A 21,490-nucleotide genomic window follows, 5' to 3' on the forward strand; every position below is an offset into this window, starting at 1 on the left:
GTCTGCACCACGACGCACCAGCACGCACCACCCGCGTACGCCGCTCTTCGGGCACCTTCGGCGGTCGACGCGGTTACCCACCACATCCAGCCAAGGAGATTCGATGGGAAAGATGCGAACGCAGTCCGTCCGGTGGCGCGCTGTCGCGGTCCTCGCCAGCGCGTTGCTGGTCGGCGGCGTGGCGGCCTGTGGCAACAGTGACACCGGTGGCGGCGGGTCCACGGACGATGGCAAGATCACGATGGGCTTCTCGCAGGTCGGTGCGGAGAGCGGGTGGCGTACCGCGAACACCACCTCGATCAAGGATGCCGCCGCCGCGGCCGGGATCGAGCTGAAGTTCGACGACGCGCAGCAGAAGCAGGAAAACCAGATCAAGGCGATCCGTAACTACATCCAGCAGAAGGTCGACGTGATCGCCTTCTCGCCGGTGGTGGAGTCCGGTTGGGACACCGTGCTCAAGGAGGCCAAGGACGCCGGCATCCCGGTCATCCTGACCGACCGCGCGGTCGACTCGGCCGACAAGTCGCTCTACAAGACCTTCCTCGGCTCGGACTTCGTCAAGGAGGGCCGGCTCGCCGGTGAGTGGCTGGTCGAGCAGAAGAAGACCGCTTCGGGCCCGGTGAACATCGTCGAGTTGCAGGGCACCACCGGCGCGGCACCCGCCAACGATCGCAAGCAGGGCTTCGCCGAGGCGATCGCTGCCAACCCGAACCTGAAGGTCATCGCTTCCCAGACGGGCGACTTCACCCGGGCCGGCGGCAAGCAGGTCATGGAGCAGTTCCTCAAGGCCAACCCGAAGATCGACGTGCTGTTCGCGCACAACGACGACATGGGTCTGGGTGCGCTCGAGGCGATCACCGCCGCGGGCAAGGTGCCGGGCAAGGACATCACCATCATCACTGTCGACGCCGTCAAGGACGGCATGCAGGCTCTCGCCGACGGGAAGTTCAACTTCATCGCGGAGTGCAGCCCGCTGCTCGGCCCACAGCTGATGGACCTGGCCAAGAAGGTCCACGCTGGCGAGGAGGTGCCTGCTCGGATCGAGACCGAGGAGACCACCTTCACCCAGGAGCAGGCGAAGGAAGCGCTGCCCAACCGTAAGTACTGATCGACGCCGGGGTCGCCGCGTTCGCGTGGCGGCCCCGCCGCGTCGCCCCCCAGCCGCAACGGACCGGGCCTGGCCCGCGACCCCGTGCCACGCCCGCCCGGACGACCGGGCGGGCGCACGGGAGCGTAGCGGCCCTTCCGTGTCGACAACCCAGAAGAGGTCTGATGGGATGACGGATAGCCCTCCGGTCCTGACGATGACCGGGATCAGCAAGTCCTTCCCCGGGGTGCGCGCACTCCATGACGTCAACTTCCGGCTCTTTCCCGGCGAGGTGCACGCCCTGATGGGCGAGAACGGCGCCGGCAAGTCGACCCTCATCAAGGTGCTGACCGGCGTCTACGACACCGATGAGGGCACGATCACCCTCGACGGCGAGCCGGTGTCCTTCACCGGCCCGATGCAGGCGACCGCCGCCGGGGTGAGCACCGTCTACCAGGAGGTCAACCTCTGCACCAACCTCTCGGTGGCGGAGAACATCTTCATCGGCCGCGAACCCCGGCTCCTCGGCGCCGTCCGATGGGGTGAGGTTCGCCGTCGCGCCCGAGCGTTGCTGACCCGCCTCGACCTCGATCTCGACGTCAGTGCGCCGCTCGGCTCGTACTCCCTGGCGATCCAGCAGATGGTCGCCATCGCCCGTGCGATCGACATCCAGGCCCGGGTGCTGATTCTGGACGAGCCGACGTCCAGCCTCGACGCCGGCGAGGTGGCGCAGTTGTTCCGCATCATGCGGCAACTACGCGACGAGGGCATCGCCATCCTGTTCGTGACCCACTTCCTCGACCAGGTCTACGAGATCGCCGACCGCATCACCGTGCTGCGCAACGGCGGGCTCGTCGGTGAGTACCTGACCACCGAGCTGCCCCAGCTCACCCTCGTCGAGAAGATGATCGGCAAGGAACTCGACGTGCTCGAGGGGCTGGAGGAGCACTCGCGACGGGACTTGGCCGCGCTGGAGGAGGGCACTCCGCTGCTGGCGGTGTCGAAGCTCGGCCGGGCGGGTGCGGTCGCGCCGTTCAGCCTCACCATCCACGCCGGCGAGGTGGTGGGCCTGGCCGGCCTGCTGGGCTCTGGGCGTACCGAGGTGGCGCGGTTGCTGTTCGGCGCCGACCGGGCAGACGGTGGTCAGGTCGCTGTCGACGGCACCTCGGGCAACCTGCGTACCCCCGCGCGGGCCATCGACCAGGGCGTCGGCTTCTGTTCGGAGAACCGCCGCGCCGAGGGCATCGTCCCCGACCTGTCGGTCCGCGAGAACATGATCCTCGCCATGCAGGCCGCTCGCGGCTGGATGCGGCCCATTCCGCGTCGTCGCCAGGACGAGCTGGTCGAGAAGTACATCAAGGCACTCAACATCCGGCCCGCGGACCCGGAGGTGCCGGTACGCAACCTCTCCGGCGGCAACCAGCAGAAGGTGCTCCTGGCCCGGTGGTTGATTACCGAGCCACGGCTGCTGATCCTTGATGAACCGACCCGAGGCATCGACATCGGCGCGAAGGCCGAGATCCAGAAGCTGGTGGCCCAGTTGTCCGACGGCGGCATGGCGGTGCTGTTCATCTCCGCCGAGCTGGAAGAGGTGCTGCGCCTGAGCCACAAGGTGGCCGTCATGCGGGACCGGCAGATGGTCGCGCAGCTCGCCAACGACGAGAGCCTGGACGCCGATCGCATCATGCAGACCATCGCCAGCGGATCCCACCGGGAGGAGGCAGACCGATGAACGCCACCATGGGCCGCTACCGGGCGGTGACCGGTCACCGCCTGTTCTGGCCCGTCGCCGTGCTCGTCGTCATGCTCGCCGCGAACACGATCTACCGGCCCGGGTTCCTGTCCATCGAGCTCAAGGACGGGCACCTGTACGGCTCACCGATCGACATCCTGCGGCTGAGCGCGCCGCTGATCCTCGTCGCGCTGGGGATGACCCTGGTCATCTCGACCGGGGGCATCGACCTGTCGGTGGGGTCGATCTGCGCGATCAGCGGCGCGATCGCCTGCATGTACATCAGTCAGCAGCCCGACCAGAACAGCCTCGCCGTGGTGCTGACCGCCCTCGCGATGGCGATGGGGGTCTCGCTCGTGCTCGGCGCCTGGAACGGGGTGCTGGTGGCCGTGATCGGGATCCAACCGATCATCGCCACGCTGATCCTCATGGTGGCTGGCCGGGGCCTCGCCCAGCTGATCACCCAGGGCCAGATCATCACCATCAACTCCGGGCCGTTCCGGGCGATCGGGTTGGGCCACCTGTTGACCCTGCCGCTGGCCATCTTCATCGCCCTCGCCGCGGCTCTGCTCGTCGCCGCGTTCACCCGCCGCACCGCGCTCGGCATGATCGTCGAATCGGTGGGCGGCAACGCGGAGGCGAGTCGACTCGCCGGCATCCGCTCCGGCCGGGTCATCTTCCTCGCGTACGTGATCAGCGCCGCCTGCGCGGCGGTCGCCGGTTTCATGATGACGGCCAACGTCTCCAGTGCCGACGGCAACGCGGTCGGCCTCTGGGTGGAACTGGACGCCATCCTCGCGGTGGTCATCGGCGGCACGTCCCTCGCGGGAGGCCGGTTCTTCCTCAGCGGCACGATTCTCGGCGCGTTGATCATCCAGACCCTTACCACTTCGGTGTACGCCATGAACATCTCGCCGCAGACCTCGCTGCTGTTCAAGGCGGTCGTCGTCATCGCCGTCTGCCTCATCCAGGCGCCGGCCTTCCGGGCCCGGTTCTCCCGCCGTCGGCGCCACGCCCCGCCGCCCACCAGCATCGCCGACAAGCCGAAGGAGCAGGTGCCGGCATGACCACTGGATCGCTCACCGCTGGGCGTACCCGGTTCCGCCTGCCACGGCGGCAGATACCGGTCCTGGCCACGCTCGCCCTCCTGCTGGTCATGTACGGCATCGGCGTATCGCAGTACACGGCGTTCTCGAACGTCCAGGTCATCTTCAACGTCTTCATCGACAACAGCTTCCTGCTGGTGGTCGCGATCGGAATGACCTTCGTGATCCTCACCGGCGGCATCGACCTGTCGGTCGGGTCCGTCGTCGCGATGACGGCGATGGTGTCGGCCTGGCTGCTCCAGGAGGGCCTGCCGGCGGCGCTGGTGCTCGTCATCGCCCTGCTCATCGGGCCGACACTCGGCCTGCTGATGGGTTGCGTCATCCACTTCTTCGAGATCCAGCCGTTCATCGTCACACTCGCCGGGATGTTCTTCGCCCGCGGCATGTGCACGTTCATCTCGGGCTCGTCCATCCCGATCACCGACGGGTTCTGGACCAGGATGTCGCAGGAGCGCATCGGCGACCCTCGGGGCAACTTCGTGTCGATCAGCGTGCTGATCGCCTTCGTCGTCGTCGCCGTCGCCGCGTACACGCTGGCCTACACCCGGCTGGGACGCAACGTGTACGCCATCGGCGGCAACCCCCAGTCGGCCCTGCTGATGGGCCTGCCGGTGGGGCGGACCCGGATCGCCGTCTACACGATCAGTGGCCTGTGCTCGGCGATCGGCGGGATCCTGTTGTCCTTCTACACCCTCTCCGGCGCGCCGTTGATCGCCGTGGGGATGGAGTTGGACGTCATCGCCGCCGTCGTCATCGGTGGCACGGTGCTGACCGGGGGCGGTGGCTACGTCTTCGGCACGGTGCTCGGCGTGCTCGTCCTGGGCGTGATCCAGACCCTCATCACCTTCGATGGGAGCCTCAACTCCTGGTGGACCAAGATCGTGATTGGCGGTCTGCTCTTCGCGTTCATCCTCCTCCAGCGCCTCATCGGCATTCGTTACAAGTGACCGTTCCTCTCCCGGAAGGCAACCCCATGGCACCACACAACGCACCCGAGATCTGGTTCCTCACCGGCAGCCAAGGCATGTACGGCGAGGAGACGCTCCGGCAGGTGGCCGAGCAGTCTCGCCAGATCGCGGCCGCGCTCGACGACTCGCCGCAGATTCCCGCCCGGGTGGTCTGGAAGCCCGTCCTGACCAACAGCGGCGAGATCCTGCAGGTCTGCCGGGACGCCGCCGCTCAGGGCGCCATCGGGGTCATCGCGTGGATGCACACCTTCTCGCCGGCGAAGATGTGGATCTCCGGCCTCGACGCGTTGCAGACGCCGCTGCTGCACCTGCACACGCAGGCCAACGTCCTGTTGCCGTGGAACGACATCGACATGGACTTCATGAACCTGAACCAGGCCGCCCACGGCGACCGTGAGTTCGGGTACATCCAGACCCGTCTCGGTGTGGCCCGCAAGACGGTGGCCGGACACGTCAGCGACCCTCGGGTGAGTGCCCGGGTCGGGGCGTGGGCCCGCGCCGCGCTCGGCTGGTCGGCGATGCGGTCGTTGCGCCTGGCCCGCTTCGGCGACAACATGCGCGACGTGGCGGTGACCGAGGGTGACAAGGTCGAGGCGGAGCTGCGGTTCGGGGTGTCGGTCAACACCTACGGCGTCAACGACCTGGTCGAGGTGGTCGACCAGGTCACCGACGCGCAGGTGGACGAGCTGGTCAAGGAGTACGAGGGCACGTACCGCGTCGTCGGGGAGCTGCTGTCCGGGGGCGAGCGACACGACTCCCTGCGGTACGCGGCCCGGCTGGAGCTGGGTATGCGTGCCTTCCTGGACGAGGGTGGGTTCCGGGCCTTCACGACGAACTTCGAGGACCTCGGGGGCCTGCGTCAGCTGCCCGGCATCGCCGTACAGCGGCTGATGGCCGATGGTTACGGCTTCGGTGGCGAGGGTGACTGGAAGACCTCGGTGCTGGTCCGGACGCTCAAGGCGATGTCGGTGGGTGTGGACGGCGGCACGTCGTTCATGGAGGACTACACCTACGACCTCACCCCGGGCGAGGAGTTGGTGCTCGGTGCGCACATGCTGGAGGTCTGCCCGACGATCGCCTCCGACGTGCCGAACGTGGAGATCCACCCGCTGAGCATCGGCGGGCGGGAGGACCCGGTCCGTATGGTCTTCGACGCCGCGCCCGGCCCGGCGGTCGTGCTCGGCCTGGCCGACATGGGGGAGCGCTTCCGGCTCGTGGCCAACGAGATCGACGTGGTCACCCCGCCGCAGCCGCTGCGCCGGTTGCCGGTGGCCCGCGCCGTCTGGCGCCCGCGCCCGGACCTGCCCGGCTCGGCCGAGGCGTGGATCACCGCCGGAGCGCCGCACCACACGGTGCTGTCCCAGGCGGTGGGGGTGGAGGAGTTGCACGACCTGGCGGAGATGAGCCGCACGGAGTTGGTCGTCATCGACGCCGACACGCAGACCCGCCGCTTCGCTGACGAGCTGCGCTGGAACCAGGCCTACTACCGGTTGGCACGCGGCTTCTGACCCATTCGCTTGGAGCGTCCGGAAACGGGTGGTCCATCCCTGCCGGCGGGCGGGGGTGGACCACCCGTTCGCGCGTGGCCCTGATGGGGAACGCGCGTCGGCCGTGTTACGCCTTGACTAACAGCATGTTATCGCTCACAGTCTATAGCCAAGATGGTCGATGTCTTGACTGTCCGGCCAGGCGCGCGTTCCACCCCCTCGGTTGCGGCACCTCGTCGCCGCGATGGTCGGGCTGGCGGTGTTAGCGATCACAAGGTCGGACGCGAGTCAGCTCGGTGCCCCGCCCGGTGCCGCGGACGCCGACCCAGACCGCTCGATTCGCGTCAGCAGAGGAGGATCATGCTTTCCATCGGTCGGGTTCCCCGGGGTGCGCCACGTCGACGCGGGTGGCTGTCGAGACTCGCTGTCGTCGCCATGACACTGGTGGTCGGTGGCGCGGCCGTGGCCGTCGCCGCGGCGCCCGCGTCAGCGGCGACTGTCGACACCAGCGCGTGGTACGTGTTGGTGAACCGCAACAGCGGCAAGGCCCTGGACGTGTACAACCTGGCGACGAACGACGGCGCGCGGATCACCCAGTGGGCGCGCAACAACGGTAACCAGCAGCAGTGGCAGTTCGTGGACTCCGGCGGTGGCTATTACCGGTTGAAGTCGCGGCTGTCGGGCAAGGTGCTGGACGTCTACCAGCGCTCGACCGCCAACGGTGCGGCGATCGTGCAGTGGTCCGACAACAACGGCACCAACCAGCAGTTCCGGCTTGCCGACTCCGACGGTGGCTACGTCCGGCTGATCAACCGCAACAGCAACAAGGTGATGGAGGTGCAGGGCGCCTCGACCGCCGACGGCGGCAACATCGTGCAGTACGACGACTGGAACGGCGCCAACCAGCAGTGGCAGCTCGTCCGCGTCGACGGCGGCACCGACCCCACCACGCCGCCGCCGACCACGCCGCCGCCGTCGAACGGCACGTACTCGAACCCGGTCGTCTGGCAGGACTTCGCCGACGTCGACATCATCCGGGTGGACAACGCCTACTACATGTCGGCGTCCACCATGCACTACTCACCAGGAGCACCGGTGCTGCGCTCCTACGACCTGGTCAACTGGGAGTTCGCCGGTCACTCCGTACCCCGCCTGGAGTTCGGCTCGAAGTACGACATGAGTGGCGGTAACGCGTACGTCGACGGGATCTGGGCGTCGACGTTGAACTACCGGCCCAGCAACCGGACGTACTACTGGGCCGGGTGCATCGACTTCGCGCAGACGCACATCTACACCGCGTCCGCCGTCGACGGCACCTGGAGCAAGCACACCACCATCCCGAACTGCTACTACGACGCCGGCCTGCTGTTCGACGACAACGACACCCCGTACATCGCGTACGGCAACGGCACGATCAGCGTGGCCCAGCTGTCCGCCGACGGGAAGTCCCAGGTCCGTGCCCAGCAGGTGTACCAGACGCCGTCGAGCATCGGGACGCTGGAAGGCGCCCGCTTCTACAAGCGCAACGGCGCCTACTACATCTGGCTCACCCGCCCGGCCAACGGCCAGTACGTGCTGAAGTCGACGAACGGCCCGTTCGGCCCGTACGAGCAACGTCAGGTGCTGCTCAACCTGCCCGGCCCGATCTCGGGTGGCGGTGTGCCGCACCAGGGCGGGCTGGTGCAGACCCAGAACGGCGACTGGTACTACATGTCCTTCGTCGACGCGTACCCCGGTGGTCGCATGCCGGCCCTGGCGCCGATCACCTGGACCGGCGACGGTTGGCCGGTCCTGCAGACCGTGAACGGCACGTGGGGCAGCTCGTACCCGAAGCCGAACCTGCCCGCGCCGCCCCGCGCGGTCAAGCCGCTCACCGGCACCGACACGTTCGCCGGCACCACCCTCGGCCCACAGTGGGAGTGGAACCACAACCCCGACAACAACAGGTGGTCGGTCAACAACGGGCTGAACCTGCAGACCGCGACCGTCACCGGCGACCTGTACGCCGCCCGCAACACGTTGACCCACCGGATCCAGGGGCCAACCTCGACCGCCACCATCGAGCTGGACTACTCCACCATGCGCGACGGTGACCGCACCGGCCTGGCGGTGCTGCGCAACTCGTCGGCCTGGATCGGAATCAAGCGGGACAACGGGTCCACCCGACTGGTCATGCAGAACGGCCTGACGATGGACGGCAACTGGAACACCACCAGCACCGGCAGCGAGGTGGCGAGCACCGCCGTCTCGGGTGGCCGGATCTGGTTGCGCGCCAACGCCGACATCAGACCCGGCTCCGGCCGGCAGGCCCGCTTCTCCTACAGCACGGACGGGGTCAACTTCACCTCGTTCGGCAACGCCCTGACCCTGGCGAACAACTGGCAGTTCTTCATGGGCTACCGGTTCGCCATCTTCAACCACGCGACCCAGGCGCTCGGCGGCGCGGTCACCGTGCGCCGGTTCGACCTGACGACACCGTGACACCACTCACACAACGAATGGTCTGACCAGCGGCGCTGGCAGACACGTGCCCGCCGGCACGTCGAGTCGGCGCCACCGCTGGTCCTCGCCGGCCTGCTCCACGCTCTGTCCAAGGGCGTAGGGCAGGCCGGCGTGCCATCGGGCATCGGCGCAGGACGACGGCCGGCGGCGTACCCCAGACAGGGGTTCGGTCGGGTGTCTCTGGTGCGTCGCGCGGTCCACCGACAGGCATGCCGTGTCCGGGGCGGTGGCTGGCGTAGACTGTCGGCGATCCAGCGCTGGTCACCTGGGATTCAGCACCGGCGTGGTGGCTGAGCGAGGGGGATCGGTCCGGGCCGCTCCAGTCGACGTCGACGAGCTGCGGCCCGGAGATGTAGCGGGGGGAGCGAAATGGCCGTCCACGGTCCCGCGATGACGGATGTTGCTCGTCTCGCCGGTGTCTCCCATCAGACGGTGTCGCGGGTGCTCAACGGGCACCCCAACGTCCGTGAGCAGACCCGGCTACGGGTGCGGGCGGCGATCGCCGAACTCGGCTACCGCCCCAACGGCGCGGCGCGCGCGTTGGTGACCGGTCGATCACAGGTCATCGGCGTGGTCGCACAGAACACCACGCTCTATGGTCCGGCGTCCCTGCTGGCCGCGTTGGAGCAGACCGCCGCCGAGGAGGGGTTCGCGGTCAGTGTCGGCAGCGTCCGCAACCTCGACCATCGGTCCATCTCGGCGGCCGTCGAGCGGCACCTGTCGCACCGGGTCGCCGGCATCGTGGTCATCGCGCCCGTGGAGTCGGCGGGTGAGGCGCTGGAGCGTCTGCCGAAGGACGTCCCGTTGGTCACCGTCGACGGTGACCCGAGCCGACCGGTGCCGTTGGTGACCGTCGACCAGGTGGCGGGCGCCCGTGCGGCGACCCAACACCTGCTCGACGCGGGGCACCGCACCGTCTGGCACGTCTCGGGGCCGTCCGACTGGTTCGACAGCGTCGGTCGGATCGACGGCTGGCGGGAGGCGCTGCTGGGCGCCGGCCTGGTGCCGCCGCCGCTGATGCCGGGGGACTGGTCCGCGTCCTCCGGTTACCGGTGCGGGCAGATGTTGGCGCGGATGCCGGAGGTCACCGCGGTCTTCACCGCCAACGACCACCTCGCGCTGGGCGTGCTGCGGGCATTGCACGAGTTCGGCCGGCGGGTGCCCGACGACATCAGCGTGGTCGGCTTCGACGACGTGCCGGAGGCGGCGTACTTCATCCCGCCGCTGACCACCGTCCGTCCGGACTTCGACGCCGTCGCGCGGGCGAGTCTGCAGATGCTGCTGGCCCAGATCGAGTCGGGCACCGGCGGCGCGTTGCGGCAGACGGTCGCCCCGACCCTGGTCGCCCGCGAGAGCGTCGCCCCACCGCGGCGCTGACGTCCGGCCGTGCCGCGGCGCTGACGACGTCCGGCCGTACCGCGCCGCATCCCTCCGGTCCGACGGCCGCCGTGGCTCGGGCCCGGCCGCAGTTGGGTGGCTCGCCCTGTCCCAGTGCGCCGCAGTCGGGCCTGCCCGCTGCCCGCCGGGTGCGGCCGATAAGACCCGGCTCAATCGCTCCGCAATCTCATCTATCGATGAGTAGCAATGCGATGCGGGTCAGGTATTGAACCTCGTGAAATGTGACCGTAACATGATGGACGTCTCTGTTAACGCTAACAACAATTGGCGTCCAGCTATCGGTCCACCGACCGGAGATCGTAGTCAGGGGCGGACGCCACCGACAAGGAGGTTCGATGAACCGCATCACACGAGGTCGACGCTGGGGGAGCGTACTGGCGGCCGGCCTGCTCCTCGCCGGCACCCTGGTCGGCCTCCGCGCCCCAGCGGCGCAGGCGCTGGACAATGGCGTGGCGCGTACTCCCCCCATGGGTTGGAATTCGTGGAACTCGTTCGGCTGCAACATCAACGAGGCGCTGATCCGGAGCACGGCGGATGCGATCGTCAGCAGCGGGATGCGGGACCTGGGCTACGAGTACGTCGTGGTCGACGACTGCTGGTTCAACCCGAACCGGGACTCTTCCGGCAACATCCAGGGCGACCCGACCCGGTTCCCCAGCGGAATGAAGGCGCTCGGCGACTACCTGCACGCCCGGGGCCTGAAGTTCGGTCTCTACCAGGTGCCGGTCGACAAGACCTGCGCGCAGTACTTCGGGTCCTACCCCGGAGCCACCGGCAGCCGGGGTCACGAGGTGCAGGACGCCCGCCAGTTCGCCGCCTGGGGTGTCGACTTCCTCAAGTACGACTGGTGCTCGCCGGAGGGCAGCATCAACGACCAGGTGACCACCTTCGCCAAGATGCGGGACGCGCTGGCCGCCACCGGCCGACCCATCGTCTACAGCATCAACCCGAACAGCATCCACGCCAAGACCGGCCCGCAGCGCAACTGGGGCGACGTGGCCAACATGTGGCGGACCACCGAGGACATCACCAACGCGTGGGACACCGGTCAGAGCAACGGCTACCCGATGGGCATCCAGAACATCATCAACGTGACCGTTCCGCTGGCCTCCTACGCGCGCCCGGGTGGGTTCAACGACCCGGACATGATGGAGGTCGGCCGCGGCGGCATGAACGACACGGAGATGCGCAGCCACTTCGCGATGTGGGCGATCATGGCGTCGCCGTTGATCGCCGGCAACGACGTCCGGAACATGAACGCCGCGACGCAGACCATCCTCAAGAACGCCAACCTGATCGCGATCAACCAGGACTCGCTCGGGTTGCAGGGGACGCAGGTGTCGTTCGACGGTACGCGTCGGGTGCTGGCCAAGCGGCTCGCCAACGGGGACGTCGCCGTCGCCCTCTTCAACCAGGGCGGCTCGACGACGACGATCTCGACCACGGCTTCCGCCATCGGTAAGTCCGGCTCGTCCTTCACGCTGGTGGACGCGTGGACCGGTGGCACCAGCTCCAGCAGCGGCACGATCAGTGCCAGCGTCCCGGCGCACGGCACGGTCGTGTACCGGGTCAGCGGTGGCGGGACGACTCCTCCGACGACTCCGCCGCCGACCACGTCGAGCGCGTACGCCAGCGCCGCCTCCGGCCGCTGCCTCGACGTGCCGAACAGCAACACCGCCAACGGCACCCAGCCGGTCATCTGGGACTGCAACGGCGCCGCCAACCAGCGCTGGACCAGGACCGGTCAGACCCTGCAGGCGCTGGGTAAGTGCCTGGACGCCCCCCTCAACGCCACGGCCGGCGCCAAGGTGCAGATCTGGGACTGCAACGGTGGGACCAACCAGCAGTGGACCCTCAACGCCAACGGGACGATCAGCGGGGTCCAGTCCGGGCTCTGCCTGGACGTCAACAACAACGGCACGGCCAACGGCACCACGGTGATCCTCTGGACCTGCACCGCGGCGGCCAACCAGCGGTGGTCGCAGCGGTAGCTCACCGAACCGGCGCTTCTACCGGTGCCCGCGGACGACTACGGTCGTCCGCGGGCATCAGCGTGTGAGGCGCCAGGCTGACCTCGGAGAGTGGTCGAGCGCTCACTCCCGGGAGATTGACTGCATGGCTACGCTCGCCTGGATGCTCCGTTACGAGACCGTGACACCGGTATTTCGAACCAGGTGTTGACGCAACCTATGTGAGCGCTAACACTACCCGAAAGATGACAGTTGGCCCCGGCAGTCGGCGGGGGAGTCCAGAGAGGAGAACCCCGTGCGCAGGAAATTCCTGGTTGCTCTCGGCAGCGCGGCGCTGGCGCTGAGCCTTGCGGCGTGCAGTGGCGAGGGCGCGGGCAGCGACGGCGACAAGAGCGGTGAGAAGCCCAGCGACCTCACCATTGGCGTGTCGATGCCGACCCAGACCTCGGAGCGGTGGATCGCCGACGGCAACGCGGTGAAGTCCAAGCTTGAGGCGAAGGGCTACAAGGTCGACCTCCAGTACGCCGGCGACGACATCCCCACGCAGTCGCAGCAGGTCGACCAGATGATCACCCAGGGTGCGGATGTCCTGGTGATCGCGGCGATCGACGGTACGGCGCTCAACAGCCAGCTGCAGGCCGCCGCGGCCGCGAAGATCCCGGTCATCTCCTACGACCGGCTGATCCGCGGCAGCAAGGACGTCGACTTCTACGTCAGCTTCGACAACTACAAGGTCGGCGTCGCCCAGGGCACCGCGCTGCTCGTCGGTCTCGGGCTGCTGAACAAGGACGGCTCGAAGGGCACTGCCAAGGGTCCGCTGAACGTCGAGCTCTTCGCCGGGTCGCTCGACGACAACAACACCCAGTACTTCTACGGCGGTGCGATGGACACGCTGAAGCCGTTCATCGAGGACGGCACGCTGGTCGTCAAGTCCAAGCAGACCACCCCCGAGCAGATCGCCATCCTGCGGTGGCAGCAGGAGACCGCGCAGAAGCGGATGGAGAACCTGCTCACCTCCAGCTACAACGACGGCTCGAAGGTCGACGGGGTGCTGTCCCCGTACGACGGCATCTCCCGTGGCATCATCACCGCCCTGCAGAACGCCGGCTACGGCAGCGGCGCGAAGAAGCTCCCGGTGGTGACCGGCCAGGACGCGGAGATCGCCTCGATCAAGCTGATCAACGACGGCGTGCAGAACTCGACCGTCTTCAAGGACACCCGACTGCTGGCCGAGCAGGCCGTCAACGCGTCTGAGGCGTTCCTCCAGAAGAAGCAGCCGCAGGCCAACGACACCCAGACGTACAACAACGGCGTCAAGGTCGTCCCGGCGTACCTGCTGCCGATCGCCACCGTCTACAAGGACGACATCAAGGCGACGCTGATCGACTCGGGCTACTGGACGGCGGAAGAGGTCGCCGCCGGCCAGGCCAAGAAGTAAAGCCAGTCGTCGGGCCCGGCGGTCTCCGCCGGGCCCGACGCCGTGGCGTACCACGTCCGACCTGACAGAGGACAGTGACCATGGACGACACCATCCTTGAGATGCGCCGCATCACGAAGACCTTCCCCGGCGTGACCGCGCTGGAGGACGTCACCCTCTCCGTCCGTCGCGGGGAGATCCACGCCATCTGCGGGGAGAACGGCGCCGGAAAGTCAACCCTGATGAAGGTGCTGTCCGGCGTCCACCCGTCCGGCTCGTACGACGGCGAGATCCTCTTCGACGGCAAACCGATGCAGTTCCGGGGCATCCGCGACAGCGAGGCCAACGGCATCGTCATCATCCACCAGGAGCTCGCCCTGGTGCCGTACCTGTCGATCGCGGAGAACATCTTCCTCGGCAACGAGCGGCGTGGCCGCAGCCGGCTCATCGACTGGAACCTGGCCAACGCCGAGGCGACGAAGCTGCTGGAGTCCGTCGGGCTGCACGAGAACCCCGTCACCCCGGTCATCCAGCTCGGCGTCGGCAAGCAGCAGCTGGTGGAGATCGCCAAGGCGCTGTCGAAGCAGGTGAAGCTGCTCATCCTCGACGAGCCGACCGCCGCGCTCAACGACGTCGACTCCGCGCACCTGCTCGACCTGCTACGGGCACTTAGGGACCAGGGCATCACCTGCATCATGATCTCGCACAAGCTCAACGAGATCATGGCGATCGCCGACGCGACGACCGTCATCCGGGACGGGCGCACGGTGGAGACCCTCGACATGAAGTCCGACGACGTGACCCAGCAGCGGATCATCCGGGGCATGGTCGGACGTGACCTGGACAGCTTCTACCCCGACCGTGAGTCGTCGCCCGGCGAGGAGGTCCTCCGCGTCGAGGACTGGACGGTGCGGCACCCGGTCCAGGACCGGATGGTCGTCGAGGGCGTCAACCTGTCCGTGCGCGCCGGTGAGGTCGTCGGCATCGCGGGCCTGATGGGCGCCGGGCGCACCGAACTGGCGATGAGCGTGTTCGGTCGGTCGTACGGGCGGGACATCAGCGGCCGGCTGTTCGTGCGCGGGCGCGAGGTGCAGGCACGTACGGTGGCCGAGGCGATCGACAACGGCATCGCGTACGTCACCGAGGACCGCAAGCACTATGGCCTCAACCTCATCGACGACGTCCGGCGCAACGTCTCCGCCGCCGCGTTGGACCGCCTGTCCCGCCTGGGCTGGGTGAACGGCAACGAGGAGATCAAGGTTGCCGAGGCGAGCCGCCAGGAGATGAACATCCGGACGCCCAGCGTCATGGCGGTGGTCGGCAAGCTCTCCGGCGGCAACCAGCAGAAGGTCGTGCTGTCGAAGTGGCTCTTCACCGACCCCGACGTGCTGATCCTGGACGAACCCACCCGCGGGATCGACGTCGGGGCCAAGTACGAGATCTACACGATCATCAACCGGCTGGTGGCCGCCGGCAAAGCAGTGATCGTCATCTCCTCCGAGCTGCCGGAGCTGCTCGGGATGTGCGACCGCATCTACACCCTCGCCGCCGGCCGGATCACCGGTGAGATGCCGGTGGCCGAGGCGACTCAGGAGAGCCTCATGGAGCTGATGACCAAGGACAAGGAGCTCGTCGGATGACCGACATCAAGACCCCTTCGACGGAGCGCCCGACGCCCCCGGACAGCGCGCCCGGCGCCGCCCTGCGCAGCGGGACGAGCGACCTGCGGGCGTTGGTGTTGAACAACCTGCGGCAGAGCGGGATCTACGTCGCCCTGGTCGTCATCGTCGCGCTCTTCGCGATCCTGACCGACGGGGTGCTGCTGAGCCCCGGCAACATCACCAACATCGTCCTCCAGTACTCGTACATCCTGGTGCTCGCGATCGGGATGGTCATCCTGATCATCGGCGGGCACATCGACCTGTCGGTCGGATCGGTCGTCGCGCTGACCGGAGCGGTCTCCGCCGTGCTGGTGATCCAGCAGGGCCATCCCTGGTGGGTGGGTGTCCTGGCGGCACTCGCCGTCGGCGTCGCGGTCGGTGCCTGGCACGGCTTCTGGGTGGCGTACGCCGGTATTCCGGCCTTCATCGTGACCCTGGCGGGCATGCTGCTGTTCCGGGGCCTCACCCTGCGGGTGCTCGACAACATCTCGCTGTCGCCGTTCCCGGCCGAATACCAGAAGGTCGCGGCGGGCTTCCTCAACGGCCTGCTCGGCGGGAACGGCTTCGACGCCTTCACGTTGCTGATCGGCGCCGTCGCCGTGGCGGGCTACGCGGTGAGCGGTTTCCGCACCCGCGTGGCGCGCATCCGCTACCAGCAGCACGTCGAGTCGTTCCCGCTGTTCGTCGCCCGGGTCGTGCTGGTCGGCGCGGTCATCATGTACTTCGCCTGGCAGTTGGCGCACGCCCGCGGTCTGCCGATCGTGCTGATCATCCTCGCGGTCCTCGTGCTGATCTACGGCCTGGTCACCCGGCGCACCGTCTTCGGTCGCCAGGTCTACGCGATCGGCGGCAACCTGTCGGCGGCGGCGCTGTCCGGCGTGAAGGTCCGGACCGTCAACTTCTGGATGTTCGTCAACATGGGCTTCCTGGCCGCGGTGGCTGGCGTCATCTACTCCTCGCGGTCGAACGGCGCCCAACCCGCCGCCGGCAACATGTTCGAGCTGGACGCGATCGCCGCGGCCTTCATCGGCGGCGCGGCGGTCACCGGTGGCGTGGGCACCGTGGTGGGCGCGATGGTCGGTGGTCTGATCATGGCGGTGATGAGCAACGGCATGCAGCTGATGGGCATCGACCAGTCGACCCAGTCGGTGGTGAAGGGCCTCGTCCTGCTCGTCGCGGTCGCCTTCGACGTCTACAACAAGCGTCGGGCCGGCACCGCCCGCTGACGCCTGGACCGTACGCACGTGTGCCCCCGCCCGTGATCCGGGCGGGGGCACAGTCGCTTGGCGGGGTGCCGTCCCTTGCGGTGCCGTTCCTCCAGCGGTGCCGAGGCCGACCGTCCGAACCGTTTCGACCGAGGGCGTCGCAGGCGGCCGGATGCTGGTCGGGGGGATGCCGCAACTGGCTCGCCGGGCTCGGGTACACCCTTCCCGGTGCGGCCCTGTAGAGCTGCCCCATATCTGGGCCGCGACCCCGCGAAGGGCTTGACCGGGACCGGCCCTGCGTTGGCCCGGGGGCCGGCCCGCCATGCGGGCGTCCAGAGCCGGCCCGCCATGCGGGCGTCCAGAGCCGGCCCGCCATGCGGGCGTCCATCGCCGGCCCGCCGTGCGTCCGCCGGGGGTGACCCAACGCGGGGCCGGCGCGCCGACCCGCCGTCGGGTATCCGTGGACGGGCCCACCGTCCGCCCGCCTGGGGAGCGGTCGGCGTCGTTGGGCGTGGCAGTTTCCGTAGATCTTGGACAGTTCCCGTTCGGGCTGAACGGAAACTGTCCAAGATCTCGCCCTGAGTGGCGCGGATGACCGTGATCGAGTGGGCCGTTTCGATTGACTGCCTGGTATATCCCTTTCCGGAGCGACCGGCAGTTGAACCGCGACCGCCCCACGAGTGGGGCAGGTCTACAGCGAGCCGCGCACGTCATCACCGCCCACCGCTACCCCGGTGTGGGGCGCTCGCCGGACTTCCGCGCTGGGGCTCGAGGTCGTCAGGCCCGAGGGCACGTCGTGGGCGCAGAGCCATGTGGTTACGGGGCCCTGGGGTCACAGTGTCGCAGGGCCGCGGGCCCCGGGCCCCGGGCCTCGGGCCCGAGATCGTGGGCCGGGGCCGGGGCCGGGGCCGGGGCCGGGGCCGGAGCGGGAGCCCGGGACGCGGGCGTCCGCGTGGAGCGGAGGCGTGTGGTGCGGTGTCCAGGGTCGGCGTGGGTCGTGGCGGGAGGGGATCCCGCTGCACCGCGAACGACGCAGCGGGATCACCCGGTCAGTGGCAGTTGCCGGTGCCGCTGTCGTTGTAGGTCTGCCCGGCCACCGGCACGAACTGCCAGTCGTAGCTGCCGGAGTGCAGGGTGAACTTCAGGACGCCCCACGCCGAGCTGTTACGTGCCTCGCTGTTGGGCTGGATGGTGCCGAAGCTGTAGTGTCCGGCGCCACCCATGCCGGCGACGAAGCTGCGCAGACCCCGGCTGGAATCTGCGCCGCCGGAGGGGTTCATCGGCGCGAACCGCTCGTACACGTGGTTGTGCCCCCACACCACGACGTCCGCGTTGTAGTCGTAGAGCGCCTGGTACAGCGGGCGCGTCGACGTCGACGGCGCGTGGTTGGAGCTGGACGTGAACAGCGGGTGGTGCCAGTACGCCAGCGTGCACGGCTTGCTGCTGGCGGCCAGGTCCGCGCGCAGCCACTGCTCCTGCGTCGATCCGGCCGACATGCTGATGTTCGAGTTCAGTGAGACGATGTGCCAGTTGCCGAGGTCGAATGAGTAGTAGCCGCGACCGCTCGGGCCGGCGGACGTACCGAAGTAGTTGTAGTAGCCGGTCGCGCCCGACGTGTTGTAGTCGTGGTTGCCCGGTGACGGCCGGGTGCGCGACTTGTGCCGGCCCCAGGTGGGCGCGTAGTAGTTGGTGAACTGCGACGCGGTGCCGCTGTCGTAGACGTTGTCGCCGGTGGTGAAGACCGTGCCGGAGATGGTGTCGAGCAACGCGGCGGTAGCGCTGTCGCCGGAGCCGGAGTCGGCGATGTCGCCCGCGCCGACGAACACCGGGTCGCCGGACGGAGGCGTCGTGGTCCCGGTGGTGACCACCAGTTGCGGGGCGTCCGCGCCACTCTCGCGGGTGTCGTAGTACGCGCCGTCGCCGCTGGCGGAGGTCGCACCGAAGCTGTACGTGCCGTTGCCGGTCACCGCCGAGGTGACGTCGACCTCGTACCAGGTGTTGCTGCCGACCGCACCGATCGTGCCGAGCGTGGCTCCGTCGATGGCCGGTTGGTTGTTCCAGGTCGTGCCGGTCTCCGACCAGGTCGTGTTGGACATCCGGCGGAACGTGCCACCCGCGTCGCTGCCGCTGTTGCCGCTGATCGTGCGCAGCCGCAGCTTGGCGGTGGTCACCGTGCCGCTGACGCCGCTCACCGTGAAGCGCAGGAACGAGCGCCGCACGGGCGAGTTGTCGACCACGATCTGCGTGGACGTGCCATAGCTGGTGGAGGCCGTGTCGCTCTGGACGTAGGTGTCGGCGACCGGCGTGAACGTCACGCTCGCTGCCGACGCAGCGCCAGCGCCGGTCACGACGACGGCGGCGGTCGCGGCGAGGACCACCGTGACCACCCCCAGCGTCACCGGCGGACGGGGGAATCGAATGTCCATCCAGGACTCCTTACCTCGTGGGAAGAGCGCAAGGAATGTAGGAATATCGATCGGCTGGCGGGCGACGGGCGGATGAACAGTACGTCCCGACAGGCGAACACCTCGCTGTTGGGAGCTCGTTCATCCGTCGCTCGCCCGGATGCCACCCGCGGTCCGTTGTGTCCTCTGCACCGAGTACGGACGATGGCTGCCCGTCGACCGTCGATCCGAGGAGATGCTCGTGTACCTGTCGACCGTCTCCCGGCCGGCCGCCGACCCACCGGAGTCGGGGCCACGGCGTCGACGGTTGGCGATGGTCAGCGGCAACGTCGTCGCCCTCGGTACGGTCAGTTTGATCACCGACGTCTCGGCCGAGATGGTGGCCGCCGTCCTGCCCCTCTATCTGGTGCTGGGTCTGCAACTCAGCCCGGTGGCGTTCGGCGTGCTCGACGGCCTGCACACCGGAGCGACGGCGCTCCTGCGGGTCGTCGGTGGCTACGCCGCCGACCGGTTCCAGCGACGCAAGCTGATCGCGGGTGTCGGCTACACGCTCTCGGCCGTCGCGAAGCTCGGGCTGCTGCTCGCCGGCCGGTCGATACCGGCGATCGGCGCCGTCATCGCCGTCGACCGGCTCGGCAAGGGTGTCCGCAGCGCTCCGCGCGACGCCCTGATCACGCTCTCCACCCCACCGGAGGCGCTGGGTAGGGCGTTCGGGGTGCACCGGGCGATGGACAGCGTCGGCGCCTTCCTCGGGCCCCTCGCCGCGTTCGCGGTTCTGCTGGTCGTCGGGCAGTCGTACGACGCGGTGTTCGTGACCAGCTTCTGCATCGCGGCCCTGGCGGTCGTGGTGCTCGTGCTCTTCGTCCGGGAGCGGCCACCGGGCGACGTGAAGGACGAGCCGAAGGTCTCCGTCCGGGAGGCTCTCGGGCTGTTCCGTGGCGGACCCGCCCGTCGGCTCGTGCTGGCCGCGGCGATGCTCGGGCTGGCCACCGTCGGCGACGGATTCGTCTACCTGTTGCTGCAGCGTCGGGAGGACCTCGGCCTGCGCTGGTTCCCGCTGCTCGCGGTGGGCACCAGCCTGGCCTACCTGCTGCTCGCCGCGCCGCTCGGCGTACTCGCCGACCGGATCGGTCGACTGCCCGTGGTGCTCGGCGGCTACACCGCCCTCGGTGCGACGTACCTGCTGCTGGCCGGTCCGGTCGACGGTTGGCCGCTGATCGTGCTGACGCTGACGCTCTACGGCGCGTTCTACGCGGCCACCGACGGCGTGCTCATCGCGCTCGCCGGTCCGGTCCTGCCGGCGCGGCTGCGGACCACCGGGATCGCGCTCGTGCAGACCGGGCAGGCACTGGCGTACCTCGTCTCCTCGGTCCTGTTCGGTCTTGCCTGGCAGGCGTTCGGCCCGGAGACCGCGATCCGCGCGGCGGCCGTCGCCGTCGCCGGAGTCCTGGTCCTCACGCTGCTCCTGCTGGTCTCCCCGTCCCGCCTGAACACCCGGAAGGTGCTCCGATGACCGCGATGTCGAGCCGGGCGAAACTCGCCGTGCTGACCGCCTCGGCCGTGCTGCTGGGCAGTGTGGCGGCCGGCTACGTGGCCATGGCGGCGGAAACCACCCCGACGCCGCCATCCGCCACCGGCGCCCAGACGGTCACCCTCACACCCGGACCGCGCCTGCTGGCGATCACCGACCGGCACCTGTCCACCGTCGCGACGGCCGATCCCGCGGGGTCGCGTACGGTCTCCGGCCTGGAATGCCTGCGGGTGTACGCCGCCGCCGGCACCGGTGTCTGTCTGAAGCCGGAGACCGCGTGGTCGTACCAGATGGTCGTGCTGGACGCCGCGCTGCGCGAGACCCGGGCGATCAGCGTGCCGGGCCTGCCGAACCGGGCCCGGGTCTCGTCCTCCGGACGGATGGTCTCGTGGACGACGTTCGTCGGCGGCGACTCCTACACCTCCAGCGGCTTCTCCACCCGCACCGGAATCCTCGACACCGCCAGCGGTGCCACGGTCGCCTCGCTGGAGGAGTTCGCGATCACGAAGGACGGTCGGAGCTACCGCCACCCGGACGTCAACTACTGGGGTGTCACCTTCACCGCCGACGACAACCGCTTCTACGCGACCATGTCGACCGGGGGTAAGAGGTACCTCGTCCGGGGTGACCTCGCCGCCCGTACGGTCGAGACGCTGAAGGAGAACGTCGAGTGCCCGTCGCTGTCACCGGACGGCACCCGGCTCGCGTTCAAGGAGGCGGTAGACGTCGACCCGGCGAAGGGCTGGCGGCTCTCGGTCCTCGACCTGGCGACCATGCGGGTCACCGCGACGGCCGAGACGACGAGCGTCGACGACCAGGCCGCCTGGCTGGACGGCGGCACGCTGGCCTACACGCTGCGGCAGGACGACGGTCGGCCGGACGTGTGGAGCGTCCCGGCGGACGGGTCCGGCGCGCCGAAACTCGTGATCCCCGGCGCCGAGTCGCCGTCCCCGCTGACCTGACGGTCCGGCCTCGTCGGGTGGTCAGGACACCTGAACGCCTTGGCGCGGACAGCATTCCG

14 protein-coding genes are annotated in these 21,490 nt (G+C 68.7%); 13 read left to right on the top strand and 1 reads right to left on the bottom strand.

Annotation, left to right across the window (positions count from 1 at the left end; all coding sequences use genetic code 11):
- The first annotated feature begins 112 nt into the window (after nucleotides 1-112).
- The 11 genes from O7614_RS11175 (at nucleotide 113) to mmsB (ending at nucleotide 16,554) form a co-directional block, all read left to right on the top strand.
- The gene (locus O7614_RS11175; protein ID WP_278142221.1) at nucleotides 113-1,108 is read left to right on the top strand and encodes an ABC transporter substrate-binding protein; all 996 of its coding nucleotides are present in this window, start codon (nucleotides 113-115) and stop codon (nucleotides 1,106-1,108) included.
- Nucleotides 1,109-1,277: 169 nt separating this feature from the next.
- Entirely contained in the window at nucleotides 1,278-2,819 is a 1,542-nt protein-coding gene (locus O7614_RS11180) for a sugar ABC transporter ATP-binding protein (protein ID WP_278138390.1), read from the top strand.
- A complete protein-coding gene (locus O7614_RS11185; RefSeq protein WP_278138391.1) occupies nucleotides 2,816-3,886 on the top strand; it encodes an ABC transporter permease in 1,071 nt (356 codons plus the stop codon). Before O7614_RS11180 ends, O7614_RS11185 begins: the two co-directional genes overlap by 4 nt.
- Entirely contained in the window at nucleotides 3,883-4,872 is a 990-nt protein-coding gene (gene yjfF / locus O7614_RS11190; protein ID WP_278138392.1) for a galactofuranose ABC transporter, permease protein YjfF, read from the top strand. The genes O7614_RS11185 and yjfF overlap by 4 nt, the downstream gene beginning before the upstream one ends.
- Before the next feature lie 26 nt (nucleotides 4,873-4,898).
- Nucleotides 4,899-6,401, top strand: a complete 1,503-nt coding sequence (gene araA, locus O7614_RS11195) for an L-arabinose isomerase (RefSeq protein WP_278138393.1) — start codon at nucleotides 4,899-4,901, stop codon at nucleotides 6,399-6,401.
- Between the two features lie 339 nt (nucleotides 6,402-6,740).
- On the top strand, nucleotides 6,741-8,861 hold the full coding sequence (locus tag O7614_RS11200; protein WP_278138394.1) for a family 43 glycosylhydrolase: 2,121 nt from the start codon (nucleotides 6,741-6,743) through the stop codon (nucleotides 8,859-8,861).
- A gap of 411 nt (nucleotides 8,862-9,272) precedes the next feature.
- Entirely contained in the window at nucleotides 9,273-10,259 is a 987-nt protein-coding gene (locus O7614_RS11205; RefSeq protein ID WP_278138395.1) for a LacI family DNA-binding transcriptional regulator, read from the top strand.
- Nucleotides 10,260-10,615: 356 nt separating this feature from the next.
- On the top strand, nucleotides 10,616-12,271 hold the full coding sequence (locus tag O7614_RS11210; protein ID WP_278138396.1) for a ricin-type beta-trefoil lectin domain protein: 1,656 nt from the start codon (nucleotides 10,616-10,618) through the stop codon (nucleotides 12,269-12,271).
- Between the two features lie 274 nt (nucleotides 12,272-12,545).
- Entirely contained in the window at nucleotides 12,546-13,688 is a 1,143-nt protein-coding gene (gene chvE / locus O7614_RS11215; protein WP_278138397.1) for a multiple monosaccharide ABC transporter substrate-binding protein, read from the top strand.
- Between the two features lie 80 nt (nucleotides 13,689-13,768).
- A complete protein-coding gene (gene mmsA / locus O7614_RS11220; RefSeq protein ID WP_278138398.1) occupies nucleotides 13,769-15,307 on the top strand; it encodes a multiple monosaccharide ABC transporter ATP-binding protein in 1,539 nt (512 codons plus the stop codon).
- Nucleotides 15,304-16,554: a multiple monosaccharide ABC transporter permease gene (gene mmsB, locus O7614_RS11225; protein ID WP_278138399.1), complete on the top strand. Its 1,251-nt coding sequence runs from the start codon at nucleotides 15,304-15,306 to the stop codon at nucleotides 16,552-16,554. Before mmsA ends, mmsB begins: the two co-directional genes overlap by 4 nt.
- 1,028 nt (nucleotides 16,555-17,582) lie before the next feature.
- On the opposite strand, the gene O7614_RS11230 is transcribed toward mmsB, so the two are convergent.
- Complete coding sequence (locus O7614_RS11230) at nucleotides 17,583-18,959, bottom strand: DNRLRE domain-containing protein (RefSeq protein WP_278138400.1); 1,377 nt, start codon at nucleotides 18,957-18,959, stop codon at nucleotides 17,583-17,585.
- A 220-nt stretch (nucleotides 18,960-19,179) separates the two neighbouring features.
- Between O7614_RS11230 and O7614_RS11235 the strand changes: the two genes are divergently transcribed.
- A complete protein-coding gene (locus O7614_RS11235; protein WP_278138401.1) occupies nucleotides 19,180-20,451 on the top strand; it encodes an MFS transporter in 1,272 nt (423 codons plus the stop codon).
- The gene (locus tag O7614_RS11240; RefSeq protein WP_278138402.1) at nucleotides 20,448-21,431 is read left to right on the top strand and encodes a hypothetical protein; all 984 of its coding nucleotides are present in this window, start codon (nucleotides 20,448-20,450) and stop codon (nucleotides 21,429-21,431) included. Before O7614_RS11235 ends, O7614_RS11240 begins: the two co-directional genes overlap by 4 nt.
- Nucleotides 21,432-21,490 lie beyond the last annotated feature (59 nt).

Origin of the sequence: Micromonospora sp. WMMD961 (assembly GCF_029626145.1) — a bacterium.
Classification (GTDB): domain Bacteria; phylum Actinomycetota; class Actinomycetes; order Mycobacteriales; family Micromonosporaceae; genus Micromonospora.